We start from the raw sequence: 14,672 nt of genomic DNA, 5'->3' as shown, positions 1-14,672 counted from the left end.
GCGAGGGGATTCATCCCCGCTCGACTGCGCAGCAGTCGCAAAACCTGTGTGTACGGTTGGCAGGAAAGATTGCTGGGGGCCGCTTCGCAGCCCAACGGGGATAAATCCCCTCGCCACAAGCGGTCAGAACTGCCAGTTCAAGCTCAAACCAACGCCGTGCAGCTTCTCGCGGCTCGCCAACTGGCCGTTGTAGTCGAGGTTGACCCGCACGTCTTTGCTCAACGCCAGACTGGCCTGCACGCCGACCAGTGCGGCATCGCGCACCAGGGCCGAGCTTTCGACTGCATACGGCGCGCCGCCGCTGGCAAAGCGCAGGTGCTGCTGCGATTCGATATCCGTCAGGCTGTGCTGCCAGCCGACGTGGCCGCTGACATCCAGCGACTGCCGGTTCGTCAGGTTGATCGTCTTGAGCGCTCGCACGCCGAGGGTGCTGAGCACCGCGTCACGCTGATCGCCAGAACTTTTCAGCGCTGCGCCATCGCCCTTCTCCCGAAAGCCTTCGGTGTCCAGATGCACATAGGTGAGGTTGGCGAACGGCTCCAGCACGTTGAGTCGATACGCCGCTTCACCGAAGACCTGGGTGGTTGCCGCATCGACTTTGGCTTTCTGCCTGGCACTGACATCGCCGTATTGCAGTTCACGTTTCACATCGCCGCGATGCCAGCTGTACGCCGCGCCAGTGCTCAAGCGCCAGGCGCCGATGGCATGACCGGCGTAGGCTCCGAGGTGGTAGCTGTCGACCTTCGCCGAGGAATGCGTGCCCGAACCCATGCTTAGCGAACTGTCGCTGTAACCGGTGACCAGACCGACGCGGGTCTGCTCGTCGAGCGCGCCGTCGACGCCGGCCAGCAAGCCGCCAATCGAGGTGTTGTAGCCCGCCGTGTCGTTACCCGAATCGGTGCGCCCCCAAGCGCCAAGGGCTTTGATCCAGCCATTGTTCTGCGCCGCCGCAGGCTGCTGCAGACGCTCGCCAACGGCGTCGCGCACCTGACGACTGTCATTGATCAGCATCGATCCGAGGGCCGGATAGATTTCGCCGCTCAATTGCTGGAAAGCCTGTTGCGCAGTGGCCACTGTCGGCGAACGCAGCAGGCTTTCATAGACTGGATTGCCAGCGCCCAAGCCCTCGGCGGCGGCCGCAACCGAGCGCTGATTCGGCGTCAGACCGACACTGGCGAAACTGTTCGAATTGCGCTCGATATTCAGTTGAATAGCGGTGGCGGCGTAGTCGAGACGGCCGCCGATAAACAGGTAGTCCGGCAGCACCGCAACGAAGCGGCCCTGAATGCCATCGGCCGCCTGCAAAATGTGGTACTGCGTGCCGAGCAGACTTTGCACCTCGCGGGTGCTGAGCAGTGTCGGGCTGTTCTCCAGCGCCAGGCTGACCGTGGCCCCGCTGACGCTGGCACTGCCGCCGGCCACAAGGCGGTCGCTGGCGGTGGGCGACAGTTCCACGGCGTAGGTCGAGCCAGGCGCGAAGGTGACATCGCCCGCCACGTTCAGGGTGCCGATGGAATTGCCCGGCGCCACGCGAGCGCCGTTATTGGCCAGCAACGTTGCGATGCGCCCGGACCCGCCAAGCGTGCCGTTGGCGTTCACGGTAACGGCTGAGGCCAGCGAACCATTGACCGTCAGCAGGCCGCCATTGACGGTGGTCGGGCCGCGATAGGTATTGTTGCCGGCAAGCACCAGTTGGCCGCCACCGGACTTGATCAGGCTGCCCTGATACACGCGATTCGCCGCTGCGGCATCGCGGGCCGTGCCGACCGCGTAATCGGTCTGCTCCTGCTGACTGGCGCCGACTGGAACGCCGTTCTGCCAGCCCTTGTCTTGCAGGGTTTGCTGCCAGGCGCTGTGTTCAGCGGCGTCTTCGCGCTGACGCTGGAGCAGCGCGGTGTCGGAGATGTCGTTGCTCCAGACATCGCGCTGGCCGGCGGCCAGATTGGCGTCGAAGGCGCCAAGCAGTTGCCCCGGGCCGCGCATCGCCCGGTTCAAGTTGGCCACGCCCCAACCGACTCGCTCGGTCGGCGCCTCTGTCAGCGAACCGTCAAGCTGTGTGGCGGTGGTCAACAGCACCTCCAGCGCCTGCTGATTGCTCATGTACGGATAGCGTTCCATCACCAGCGCCAACGCGCCGGTCGCATGCGGCGCGGACATCGAGGTGCCGGACTTGATCGCATAACCGCCGCCGGGAATAGTGCTGTCGATCTTCGCGCCCGGTGTGCTGATGCACCAGTACTTGGCGATGCCGCACTGGTTGTACTTCTGCTGATTGCTTTGGTCCAGGCCCGACACGGCCAGCCAGTGCCCTTCCAGATCCGGCTGAAAATACGGCAGTGCCGAACGCACGCTGGCATTTGGGTAGCCGCTGTTGCCGGCGCTGAAGACGTTGATCACGCCCCGGCGCGAAACGTCGGCCGCCGCGTCGAGCCAAGTGCCCTTGTTCCAGTGCTGGGCATAGGCGGCGTGCAAGTCCGCCAACGTGCGGTAGCTGACGTCCGGCGGCTGACTGCCCCAGCTGTTGTTGATCGCTCGTACGCCAGCGTCGGCCAGGGCGTCGTACACCGCTTTGAAATAGCGCGGATCGGGATTGGGACCGAACAGAAAACTGTCGTTCTTGTTGGTGTTGCCAACGAAAATCTGCGCGTTGTAGGCAACACCGTGCATGCCGCTGCCATCACGGGAAGCGCCCATGGTGCCGACCACGTGGGTGCCGTGGGAATCGTTGTTGGGGTTTAGGGTGCCGTTAACGTTGAACAGCGTACCGTCGACGTAACGGCCGCTGGCGAGTACCGGGTGATAGCGATCCGTAGCGAACTCGGGGTGGGCCGCATCGAAGCCTGAATCGAGAGCGCCGATTTTCACGCCTTTGCCGGTGATGCCGGCGGCATACGCTTGCTCGGCCTGCATCCGGCCCAGGCCCCAGTCCCGGAGGAATTCGGCGCTGCGCCAACTGGCCGGGGCGCCGGGCTGGCCGGACTCAAGATACTGCGCCTGAGCCGAGGTAGCACAAATCACAAGCAACAGGGTGCCGACCGGGATCGGCTTGATGCGTACGTCCATGTTCATCACTCGCTTTTTTTGTTTTATCGGGTCTTTTTGCGGTGTTGCGTGTTCCTCGGGAGAGGCTTAGGGAGAGGGCTGCTGAGCGACCATAAAAGCCTCATCCACCCGCGCCAGGTCCTGCTCGTTCAAGGTCCCGGCGTAGTAATGCAATTTGGTCCAGGCCATTAAATAGTCGTAGCGCGCCTGGGCCAGATCCCGGCGAGTGGTGAACAGCTGCTGCTCAGCGTTCAACGCGTCGAGATTGGTCCGCTCACCGCCCAGAATGCTCTGCTTCGTCGAGACCACCAGCGCTTCAGCCGACTTCAACGCCTTTTGATAGGCGCGCAATTTGCTGACCCCGGACAGGCAGGCGCTGAACTGGCGGCGCAATTCGATCAGGGTTTCGCGGGTCTTGCCGTCGAGTTCGTATTCCGCCTGCTCCATGGTGCGGCTGGCCTGACGGGTTGAGGCCGACACCCCGCCACCGGCGTACAGCGGCACGCTGACTTCCAGGCCGATGGTGTTGGTTTCATAGCGCTGGTTGTATGTGTTGCCGCTCTCCGACTCGTTATCGCGCATCGAGGCGTAGGCGTTGATTTTCGGCAGGTGCCCGGCGCGGTTACGCTCGACCTCATAGCGAGCCACTTCAACCGCTTGGCGCTGCGAAGCCAGGTTCGGGTTGTTGCTGATCGCCAGCTCGTGCCAGGTTTCGAAGTTGGCTGGCTGCAAGGTGAAGGTCTGGAATTGCGGACCGAGCGGTGCCAGATCGCCGATGTCCACGGCCGGCACGCCGACCAGCGCCCCCAGCTCGCGCAGGGCCGCGTCCTGTTCGTTGCGCGCCTCGATTTCCTCGGCAGTCGCCAGTTCATAACGTGACTCGGCTTCGAGAATATCGGTACGTGTGCCCTCGCCTTGCTTGAACATGTGTTCGTTCTGCTGGAACTGCTGTTCGTAGGCCTTCTTTTTGGCCTGGGCAATGTCGATCTGGTCCTGGGCAAAAAGCGCCTTGGTGTAGTTATCGAGCACCCGCACCAGCAGCTCCTGACTCTTGCCGCGAAACGCTTCATCGGCAAACAGCGACTGCGCCACGCCCTTGCGATACGCAGCGTAAGCCTCATAGTCGAGCAGCGGTTGCTGCACCGTCAGCGCCGAGCCATAACTGTTGTAGTTGCGCTCGTCGGTACGGTTGCGCGCGCGCTCATCAAGGGACGTGGCTTTCGAAGAGTTGCGCCCCTTGTTGTAGGTGTAGCCAATTCTGGGCAACAGTCCGGCGCGGCCGATGGCGCGGTTTTCAAGACCGGCATCACGCTCCTTGATCGCGCCAAGGAACACCGGGTCATTGCGCAGCGCCTGTTCGTAGATCTCGAACGGCCCCATCGCCGCGACTGCCGAGTGGCTTGCAAGCAGCATCATCGCTGCCCCCAGCATTGAGAGCTTATTCATACAGCCGAACATCCTTATTCCTCGGTCAACGCGGAACCGGCTCGATCGAGCAGCGGTTTGAACAGGTAGTTGAGGAGTGAACGCTCGCCGGTGCGCACGAACATTTCCGCAGGCATGCCGGGCTTGATCACCAGGCCGTTGAGTTTTTCCATGGCCTGATCGCTGACGCTGCTGCGCAACACGTAGTACGGCACGCCGGTTTTCTCGTCGACCATCTGGTCGGCGGAAATCAGGCTGACTTCGCCGGGTACACGCGGCGTTTTGCTTTGGTTGAAGGCGGTAAACAGAATGTCCACGGGCAAATGCGTGCCGACCTTGTCGATCAGGTTGATCGGCAGATGCCCTTCCACTTCCAGGGTGGTGCCTTGCGGCACGATTTCCAGCAGGGTTTCGCCCTGACGCACCACGGCGCCTTCGGTGTGGACGCCGAGGTTGACCGCGATGCCATCGGCAGTGGCGAGAATCTCGCTGTGTTGCAGGTCGAAACCGGCGGATGTCAGTTGCTCGGACAGGGTGACGCTTTTCAGTTGCGCGTCGGCCAGTTGCGTGCGGACTTCCTTCTGGTATTCCTCGCTGTGCTGTTGCAACTTCAGGCGCGACTCGAGAATGCCCTGCTCCACACGCCCGCTTTCGCCGGTGTTCTCTGCCAGTTGCTGTTGCACTTGCGACAGTTGTCGCTGGTAGTCCATCAAGCGGTTGCGCGGGATGTAGCCGTTGTCGGCCAGCGGTTGCAGGTTGCTCAGTTGTTGCTGCAAGGAACTGGCCTGGGCATTGAGGTCACTGCGGGCGCGGCGCATCCCCGCCAGTTGTGCGGTGGCGCCTTCGATATTGGCGCGCAGCGCGGCTTGCTCACGAGAGAACGCTTCGCGACGGCTGCTGAACAGTTGGCGCTGGCCTTCAAGCACCAGCGCCAGGCGCGGGTCCGGGTCGTTGCTCAACTCGGCGGGAAAGGTCACTTGCTTGAGGTTGTCGCGCTCCGCCTGCCAGCGCGCGAGGCTGGCCCAGGCCATGCGGTATTGCGCTTGCAGCGATTGCACGTCGGCAGCGACCTGGGTCTGGTCGAGACGAAACAGCGGCTGGCCCTGTTTCACGATCTCGCCTTCGCGCACCAGAATCCGGCTGACCACGCCGCTGCTCATCGATTGCACGGCTTTGCGCTTGCCCGACACCACGACGGTGCCCTGCACGGGAATGCCTTGATCGAGCGGTGCCAGCGCGGCCCAGGTGAAGAAGCTGCCGGCACCGACGATGGCCAGGATCCAGCCCAGGCGCGCGAAGAATTTCGCATCGCGTTCCGGGCGTTCGGTGAGGTAGGCGTGTTCCATGTTCGCTTCGTTTTCAGTGTTCATGCTGGCGCTGCTCATACACCCGAATTCCTTGTCGTGGGCTGATACTGCCGACTCATGCTGAGCCCGCCCGGCGCTGGTGCAGCTTTTTCACGGGGTTGTTCCTGCTGACCGGAGAGTGCTTTGAGCACGTCCTGGCTCGGACCGAACGCCTGCAAACGGCCGTCATTGAGGACCAGCAGCTTGTCGGCCTGGGCCAGCACCGAGGAGCGATGCGTCACCAGTACGACGGTGGTGCCTTGCGCCTTGAGTTGCGCAATGGCACTGGCCAGTGCCGCTTCACCGACGGTGTCGAGGTTGGAGTTGGGTTCGTCCAGCACCACCAGGCTCGGGTTGCCGTACAGAGCGCGGGCCAGGGCCACCCGTTGTTTCTGGCCGCCGGACAAGCCGCTGCCGTCCTCGCCCAGTTGCGTGTCGTAGCCTTGTGGCAGGCGCAGAATCATCTCGTGAACGCCTGCCTGCTGCGCGGCGGCGACAACCTTTTGCGGGTCGGCGTCGCTGAAACGGGCGATGTTCTCGGCAATGCTGCCGCTGAACAGCTCGATGTCCTGAGGCAGATAACCGATGTAGGGGCCAAGTTGATCGCGGTTCCAACGGTGAATGTCGGCGCCGTCCAGACGCACCGTGCCGCCGAGGGTCGGCCACACACCCACCAGCACCCGCGCCAGCGTCGATTTGCCGGAGCCCGAAGCGCCCAGCACGCCCAACACTTCACCGGCGCCCAGATTGAAATTGACCATGTGCAGGGTCGCTGTCCGTTGCCCCGGCGGCCCGGCGCTGACCTGTTCGAACGTGATCTGGCCTTTCGGCGGCGGCAGCGCCATGGCCTCGTCGCTCGGCGGGAATGCCTGCAACAGCGCATCGAGACGGCGGTACGCCAGTTTCGCCCCGCTCCACTGTTTCCACACGGCGATCAATTGATCGATCGGGCTCAACACGCGCCCCATCAGAATGGAACCGGCGATCATCATCCCGGCGGTCATATCGCCCTTGATCACCAACAATGCACCGAGTCCCAGCACCAGCGATTGCAGGCACAGACGCAGGGTCTTGCTCAGCGAGCTGATCACCGCGCCGGTGTCGCTGGCCTGGTTCTGCAAACCGAGGAAGCGCGAATGCACCTGGAACCAGCGTTTGCGCAACGAGCCGAGCATGCCCATGGCTTGAATGGTTTCGGCGTTGTGCAAGTGGCTGGTGGCCAACTGGCTGGACTTCTGGGAAAAACCGGCGGCGTCGCCCAGCGGTTTTTTCGTCATGAATTCATTCAGGCACGCGAGTGCGATCAACAGCAGCGCCCCCGCCGTAGCAAGTACACCCAGCCAGACGTTGAACAGGTAAATCACAAACAGATAGACCGGAAACCACGGCGCATCGAAGAAGGCAAACAGCGCCGGCCCGGTGACGAACTGGCGAATGTGAGTCAAGTCGCCCAGCGATTGCCCGGCGTTGCCTTCGCCTTTGAACAGATTGCGTTCGAACGCAGCCTGATAGACGCGCAGGTTGAAGCGGCGCTCCAGCTGACTGCCAATGCGGATGACGATAAAACTGCGGATCACTTCCAGCAGACCGATGAAGGCGAAGAAACCGACAACCATCAGCGACAGCATCGCCAGGGTGGTTTCGTTCTGCGATGACAGCACTCGGTCGTAGACCTGAAGCATATAAATGGAGGGCACCAGCATCAGCACGTTAATCAGCGCGGTGAAACAACCGACGCTGATCAGGATGCTCTTATAGTCACCCAGTGCCTTGATTAACGGAGCGGTGGCTGGGGCCTTCGCCATCTTCATTGGTTCTTCCTGGAATTATTGCTCGCCATGCGCTGACGGGACTTCAATTAATCAAGCGAGCCATGCGTCAACACTGTTTCGCGAGGGGCCGCTTACACTTTCATAACAACTAGCGCTGCTCAATGCAGTGCAGTTGTCCTCAAAAATCTTTTTATAACCAGTGGGTGAATCCTTATATCCAACTTGATTGGCAACCTCGATCATTTGTCGGGTGCTACACGCTCCAGCGTCACGACAAGGCCGGACTGCAAAGTCGCCAGATAATACCCATCACGTTGTCGGCTGAAGAACTGGATTCTTGAGCCTTCGTTGCCGGTCATGGATAAGCCGTCGGGGTCAGCAAACCAGCCAATCGGCGCCTGCTCCAGCCATGCGCCCAGACAATTGGTTCCTTGACCCAAAGTCTGGTTGGCAAGCAGTTCAACCTCACAGGTATTCGAGGGCTTGTCTTGCAGCTTTTGCGCCTTGGGGTCATCACGTGTGGTGGACAGCGTTGCCAGCCACTTTCCGGCAAACACTGAAGGTTCTTCGAGCCTGAGGCTGCTGGCCATACCTGTTTCTCCTGAAATCACAAGGAACGCCGCACAAAGCCACGCCGCTGCCCTGTAGGTAAAAGCTTTATTGACCATAAGAAAATTCGCTCCAGCCTGTAGCGTTGCGTACAGCGCGTACCGATGCAAGCAAAGAAAGCGACGCATCAAGCGCCGCTTTCCCGTTCACATCACGCCACGATGTCGCTGTACGCTGCCTGGCCAACCGTGCTGACAGCGAAGTCAGCCACGCCATGCCCGGTGAAGTCCACCGACAAGAGGCTGTTGCCGCCCGACGAAGTCAACACCGCATCGCCGGCCGCACCGGTGAAGCTGCTGACGAAGTGCAGGCCGGCACCGTTGGTGATGCCGGTCAGGTCGATTTTGTCCAGACCGCTGACGAAATCGAGGATCTGATCGATCGCACCCGGTTTGGAATCGGAACTCGCCGCAAACACAAACGTGTCCGAACCCGCCCCGCCCCACAGCTTGTCGGCACCGCCGGCGCCAAAGAGGATGTCGTTGCCGGCACCGCCCTTGAGCTCGTTGGCAATGCTGTTACCGATCAGCAAATCGCTGCCGGAACCGCCGATGGCATTCTCGATGATCGCGCCCTTGGCGATGGACACGTTACCCACCATGCCGCCAACGTCGGAGAACGAGGCGTCATTGAGGTTGATTTTCTGGTTTTGGGTAAAACCGGAAAAATCCAGGGTGTCCTTGCCGCCGGCATCCCACACCGAGAACACCACTTTGTCGCTCGACGACGAGGCGCTAAGGAAATCGCGACCGGTGTTGGAGTTGAAACCGTAGGTGGAGTCACCGGTACGGGTGGTGGTGTTGGCACCGTAGAGTTTCTGGATCGCAGCAATGTCATCCATCAACGGACCGGACGCGTAGGCTTCGACGCCGCCCTTGCTGAAGTTCTGGTTGGTGTTGCTCTCGCTCCAGTAACTCATGATGCTGTAGCCGCGGGTGTCTTGCCCGTAGGACGCATCGTTGTAGGTCGGGTTGCCATTGCCGGCGTTGTAGTCCCCGGGATGGGCCAGGCCCAGGCTGTGGCCGATCTCGTGAGTCAGGGTCTGACGGCCGTAGTTGTTCAGGTCCGGGTTCTTGTTTTGCGTGTAGCCGCTGTTGATCAGGTACCACGAGGTGCCGTCATAACCGGCGCCCGTGCCTGGCAGATAGGCGAACGCTGCGGCACCGTCCTGGCCACCGCTGTAGTTACCGAAGGTCATGTGGCCGTCACCACCCGAGGCTTTCTCGGTGAAGGTCACGTTGGCCACATCCGCCCAGGATTGCATGGCGAGCTTGGCCTGGGCTTGTTGCTGCGCGCTGAACTGGCTGAACCCGCTGATCCCGTGTTTGTTCATCGTGCTGGACGATGCCGACGTCAGGAACGTGTAGGTCAGTTCGATCTTGCCGCTGCCGTCCTTGTCCTGGTAGGCAGCGCCGTCGCGCAGCAATTGCGTAGCTGCCTGGTCGACGGAGTACGAAGGTTTGCCGTTGACCGTGAGGTTGCCGCCACGATCGTACTGATGGCTGAAGCTATTGATCTGGTTGTACGCCGAGCTGAAGGCGGCCAGCTGGAAAGCCTGTTCGGCGGAATCAACAGCGTTGGTTTTAACTTTCGACATAAACACACTTCCTTGTTTAGCAATGGAACAGTTTTTGTCCGACAGGACGATCTTTGGCGAGATCGTCCTATCACTCGCCCAATGAAGGCGTAACGAACCTGACACAATTTGAAATCTGTCGTAAAGGATTTTTTTGCGATCCAATTTGGCTGTATCAGGAAACTGCCGTAAACAAAGCGCGCGGGGAGGGAATATTGTTTTTAGTTGCGGGAAGATTGGAAATTGTCTGACGATTTTCTATTTAAATATTAAATATCGGTGAGTTTGGTTTTGTTAGCAAAGTCTCATTTTGGCATGGCAGTGCCAGCACTCTGGCATCAACTAATATCAGGTCTTCCGCTCCCCCTGTGGGAGCGGGCTTGCTCGCGAAGGCGGCCTGTCAGTCGATAACTGTGTTCGCTGGCCCACCGCTTTCGGGAGCAAGCCCCCTCCCACATTGGTTTTCCAGTGGTCAGCGATAATGCGGCACACACCGAAGCTGTGGCAGGGGGGCTAGCTCCCGAAGGTTTTGCTTTTGCCCGAAAAAACTCAGCTACCCGTACGAATCTTGTTCCACACCCGCGTACGAATCCGGTCAATGTTCAACGGCATCGCTTCCAGTGCAAACAGCTTGCCCATCATCTCCGGACTCGGATAAACCTTGGTGTCGTTTCTGATCGCCGGGTCGATCAGGCTGTCGGCCTGTTCGTTGCCGTTGGCGTAGTGCACGTGGTTGCTGATGGCGGCCATGACGTCGGGACGCAGCAGGTAATTCATGAAAGCGTAACCGGCCTTCTCGTCCGGCGCGTCGGCGGGCATGGCGACCATGTCGAACCAGATCGCCGCGCCTTCTCTGGGAATCGCATAACCGATGTCGACACCGTTCTTCGCCTCTTTGGCGCGATTCTCCGCTTGCAGGATGTCGCCGGAGAAGCCGACCGCGACGCAGATATCGCCGTTGGCCAGGTCACTGGTGTATTTCGAGGAATGAAAATAACTGACATAGGGCCGCACTTTCATCAGCAGCGCTTCGGCTTTTTTGTAGTCCTCGGGATTCTTGCTGTGATGTGGCAGGCCAAGGTAGTTGAGCGCCGCCGGAAGCAACTCCGGGCCGTTATCGAGAATCGCCACACCGCACTTCTGGAGCTTTTCCATGTATTCGGGCTTGAAGATCAAGTCCCACGAATCCACCGGCGCATCTTCGCCCAGTACCGCTTTGACCTTGGCAATGTTGTAACCGATGCCGGTGCTGCCCCACAGGTACGGAAAGCCGTGTTCGTTGTTCGGGTCGTTGGTTTGCAACGCTTTGAGCAGCACCGGATTAAGATTTTTCCAGTTGGGCAGTTGGCTTTTGTCGAGTGTCTTCAGTGCCCCGCCCTCAATCTGTCGCGCCATGAAGTGGTTGGAGGGAAACACCACGTCGTAACCGGATTTGCCGGTCATCAGCTTGCCGTCGAGGGTTTCGTTGCTGTCGTAAACGTCATAGGTGACGCCGATCGCGGTTTCCTTGGTGAAGTTTTTTGTCGTGTCTGGCGCGATGTAGTCGGACCAGTTGTAGACCTTGACCGTCTCGGCCGCATGACTGACGGAAGCGGCCAGCAACAGCGGCACCAATGCGAGGGTTTTCTGGATCATGGGGCGATTCCTGTATGGGCTTTTTTTGTTGGCAGGCAATCAAAGATCAAGCAATCAGAAAATCAGCACGTAGCTCTTGCGCACGGTTTCCTGGATATCCCAGGTGCCGAGCGTGTTGGCTGGCAACATCAGTGCGTCGCCGCCTTGTATGTGCAGGGTTTCGCCACCGCCGTCCGGGGTAAACGTGCAGCGCCCGGCAATGAAATGGCAGAACTCCTGCGCGGTGATCTGCCGACGCCAGCGCCCTGGCGTGCACTCCCAGACGCCGGTTTCGACGCCGTCGTCGCGCTCCACGCTGATGCTCGAAGCGATAGCGACCGGCTCGCCCAGCGGCACGGCCACCGGGGCGGATTGATCGAGCGACAATGTCGCGGTGTGCTTGAATTGCGTGATGCTCATGGGCATGACCTGTTTTTTGAGGGGGACGACGTTCAGTGCATGAAACCTTCCATGAACCCGGCGACGCGGCTGGCCAGTTTGCGCCGCCAGGGTGGCGTCGCCGGATTGGCCAGGGTCCGGTCCTCGTGCACGAAGCTTTTGATGATTGCGTTGTAGCCAAGCCAGCGGCACGGCTCCGGCTCCCACGCGCGCAAGGCTTGAATACCGCCGTCCGGCAGCACCCACGGTTGTTGCGTCAGTTCGGTCTCGCGCTCAAGGATCAGATCGGCCAGGGTGCGCCCGCCCAGATTGCTGGCGCCAACGCCCTCGCCGCCGTAACCGCCGGACAGCGCAATACCTGCGGCGCGATCGCAGAGCATGTGCGGTCGGAAATGTCGGGACATGCCGAGGTTGCCGCCCCAGGCGTGAGTAATCCGCACGTTTTTCAGTTGCGGGAACAGCTCACCGAACAGGTAGCGGCGCAGGTCGACTTCATCGCGAGCCAAATCAAAGTTGTGGCGCAAGCGGCCGGCGAACTGATAGCCGCCGCGCGCCCCGAACACCAAACGATTGTCGGCGCTGCGCTGACCGTAGGTAACCTGGCGGCTGAACTCGCTGAAGGCCTGGCCGCGACTCAGGCCGATTTCGTCCCAGGTCGCGGCAGATAAGGGCTCTGTGGCGACAATCAGGCTTTGCACCGGCAACTGGTAACGACCCAATGGCGGCAGCGTCACCGAATAGCCTTCGACGGCTGGCACGATCCAGCGGCTGCGCACGCTTGCCTTGGCGGTGCGCAAATGGCCCGATTGCCAATGGGTGACCGGGCTGTTTTCGTATATTTTCACGCCCATGGCCTGCACGGTGCGTGCCAGCCCCCGCACCAGTTTTGCCGGCTGAATCGTCGCAACGTGCGGCGCAAAAATGCCGCCATAGGGTTTCGCCACGCGAATCTGTTGCACCAGTTGCTCCGGGCTGAGCCAACGATAATCGTCCTCGGTCAGGCCTTGGCCGTACAGCTTGCTCAGATAGTCGCGCAGAGCTGTCTCCTGCTCTGGATAGCGCGCCGCGCAATAAAGCACCCCGCCCTTGCGATAATCGCAATCGATCCCTTCTTTTTCGACGACGATTTCCACCTCATCGGGAATGCTGTGCAGCAGATCGAACGACGCTCGACGCTGCTCTGACGACAACCCGGCCAGCAAGCGATCTTCGCCGAGCAGATTGCCCATCAGCCAGCCGCCATTGCGCCCGGACGCGCCGAAACCGGCGGTTTGCGCTTCGATGATGGCGATATCCAGCCCGGGAGCGTGTTGCTTGAGGTAATAGGCGGTCCACAGCCCGGTGTAACCGGCACCGATGATCGCCACGTCGACGTCCAGATCCTGCTCAAGCGCCGGACGCGCGATCAGCGGCTCATCGAGTTGGTCCATCCACAAACTGATAGTGCGCCACGCCGGCATGCAAGACTCCGCCACTGAGAACTTTCGATGACGTCGATCCTAGCGGCGGGCGTTAGCCGATGTCTTGCGCGCGTGTCCGCAAAGAAATTTGTTTGGCGTAAGCCTTTGGCGACTGCCCGGTGTGTTGGCGGAAACAACTGTAAAACGCCGACAGCGAGTTGAAGCCAGCGGCGAACGCCAGCTCATCGATGCGCACCGGCAATGTGGCGCTGTCCAGCGAGCGCAATAAATGCTGCAAGCGCGCCTGATTGACGTAGCGATAGAAGCTTTGGCCCAGCACTTGATTGAGCAGATACGAGATCTGATTACGGCTATACCCGCACTCCTTCGCCACCCGTTGCAGGTCAAGCTCGGGGTCGAGGTAGGGTTGTTGTTGCTCAAAGTATTGCTGCAGGTCTTGCGCCATGAAGCTTAACTGCCGTGGCGACAGGCCCAGACGACTCACCGCCGGACGCTGGCTCGCCGGCGCCGTGCCGCTGGCCTGGGCGCGCAGCAACGATGCATATTCATTGACCCGCCAGATCAGCCCGTCCCTGACCGTAATCGCCTCGCTGGAACGGAACGACACCAACCCTTCACCACCGCGCAGGGTGACTTCGTATTGAATGAACGCAGTGTTGCCATCCACACGAATGCGGTCGCAGTGCTCCAGCAGTTCGTCGGATTCTCGCGGCATGCTGACACGCACGTACTCGCGCAACTCATCAAGGCCCAACACGCGATTCTGAAAGAAATCGTTGTACTGGATGGCCGGATGGTAGAGCGCCATGACGCTGTCCAGGTCCCGGTGCTTCCAGCTCAAATGGTAGCGCATGACCGTGGCGGCCGTGGCCTGGGTCTGTTCTGGGCCGTCGTCGTCGGCATGCATAGGAGGCTCGGCGAAAAGAACCGAGCTTGCCCAAGATCGCCGCCGGCTTCAATGAAAAAACCGTAGTGGCATTTTGGCGATTAATGAAGGTGACGTGACCTACATCAAAAAAATCAGTGCAATCGCCAAACGGACTGAAAAAACTCACAGCTTTTTCACATACGGATGCTACTTTTAATACCTGTCACCGGTTGAGCCAATGAAGGCTCTTCCCTCCTAACATGAGCAAACGGAAGCGCTCGATGAAGAAGGCGGGCAACACATGAACAAAGGGTTTAGCAAAGTCACGTTTCCCAATGCCTGCCAGCTGATGCGCTGGCATTTTCATCCCATGGGGTTTGAGGCCACGATGGATGCGCCTGGCAGCCTGGTGGCTCGTTTGTTCGATCGAAAGAGCGGCGAAACCTTGATTGCAATCGCGGGCATTCCTTGTGCCACGGTAATGAATGCGGCGGATGTCGAGCTGATCATTGAGGCCATCGAGGCTGAGCTGGAGGCTTTTACTCCTCCGGAATTATTCAAGAGCTACGCGTAAGCTATTGATTTAATTTGAAAAGCCCG

The 14,672-nt window shown here is 60.2% G+C and carries 11 protein-coding genes; 1 reads left to right on the top strand and 10 read right to left on the bottom strand.

Annotated elements, in window-relative coordinates:
• Positions 1-123 precede the first annotated feature (123 nt).
• The 10 genes from eprS to HU739_RS03965 form a co-directional block, all read right to left on the bottom strand.
• On the bottom strand, positions 124-3,063 hold the full coding sequence (gene eprS / locus HU739_RS04010; RefSeq protein WP_186548353.1) for an autotransporter serine peptidase EprS: 2,940 nt from the start codon (positions 3,061-3,063) through the stop codon (positions 124-126).
• A 66-nt stretch (positions 3,064-3,129) separates the two neighbouring features.
• A complete protein-coding gene (locus HU739_RS04005) occupies positions 3,130-4,500 on the bottom strand; it encodes a TolC family outer membrane protein (protein ID WP_186548355.1) in 1,371 nt (456 codons plus the stop codon).
• Positions 4,501-4,502: 2 nt separating this feature from the next.
• Complete coding sequence (locus HU739_RS04000) at positions 4,503-5,852, bottom strand: HlyD family type I secretion periplasmic adaptor subunit (protein WP_186548357.1); 1,350 nt, start codon at positions 5,850-5,852, stop codon at positions 4,503-4,505.
• Positions 5,849-7,624 (bottom strand): type I secretion system permease/ATPase, encoded by a 1,776-nt coding sequence (locus HU739_RS03995; RefSeq protein ID WP_186548359.1) that lies wholly within the window; start codon positions 7,622-7,624, stop codon positions 5,849-5,851. Before HU739_RS03995 ends, HU739_RS04000 begins: the two co-directional genes overlap by 4 nt.
• A 200-nt stretch (positions 7,625-7,824) precedes the next feature.
• Positions 7,825-8,253 carry an AprI/Inh family metalloprotease inhibitor gene (locus tag HU739_RS03990; RefSeq protein WP_186548422.1) on the bottom strand — a complete coding sequence of 143 codons (429 nt, stop codon included), beginning with the start codon at positions 8,251-8,253 and terminating at the stop codon, positions 7,825-7,827.
• Between the two features lie 92 nt (positions 8,254-8,345).
• Complete coding sequence (locus HU739_RS03985; protein WP_186548361.1) at positions 8,346-9,791, bottom strand: serralysin family metalloprotease; 1,446 nt, start codon at positions 9,789-9,791, stop codon at positions 8,346-8,348.
• A 528-nt stretch (positions 9,792-10,319) separates the two neighbouring features.
• Positions 10,320-11,405, bottom strand: a complete 1,086-nt coding sequence (locus HU739_RS03980; protein ID WP_186548363.1) for a polyamine ABC transporter substrate-binding protein — start codon at positions 11,403-11,405, stop codon at positions 10,320-10,322.
• Positions 11,406-11,459: 54 nt separating this feature from the next.
• The gene (locus HU739_RS03975; RefSeq protein ID WP_186548365.1) at positions 11,460-11,804 is read right to left on the bottom strand and encodes a cupin domain-containing protein; all 345 of its coding nucleotides are present in this window, start codon (positions 11,802-11,804) and stop codon (positions 11,460-11,462) included.
• A gap of 32 nt (positions 11,805-11,836) precedes the next feature.
• Entirely contained in the window at positions 11,837-13,243 is a 1,407-nt protein-coding gene (locus tag HU739_RS03970) for an NAD(P)/FAD-dependent oxidoreductase (RefSeq protein ID WP_186548367.1), read from the bottom strand.
• 52 nt (positions 13,244-13,295) lie between these two features.
• Positions 13,296-14,111 (bottom strand): helix-turn-helix domain-containing protein, encoded by an 816-nt coding sequence (locus tag HU739_RS03965; protein ID WP_186548370.1) that lies wholly within the window; start codon positions 14,109-14,111, stop codon positions 13,296-13,298.
• A gap of 262 nt (positions 14,112-14,373) precedes the next feature.
• Between HU739_RS03965 and HU739_RS03960 the strand changes: the two genes are divergently transcribed.
• Complete coding sequence (locus HU739_RS03960; protein ID WP_186548372.1) at positions 14,374-14,646, top strand: DUF1652 domain-containing protein; 273 nt, start codon at positions 14,374-14,376, stop codon at positions 14,644-14,646.
• Positions 14,647-14,672: the final 26 nt, after the last annotated feature.

The organism is Pseudomonas hamedanensis, assembly GCF_014268595.2.
Classification (GTDB): Bacteria; Pseudomonadota; Gammaproteobacteria; order Pseudomonadales; family Pseudomonadaceae; genus Aquipseudomonas; species Aquipseudomonas hamedanensis.
The sequence above is the reverse complement of the archived record's forward strand: the minus strand, read 5'-3'. Positions and strand labels throughout refer to the sequence as shown.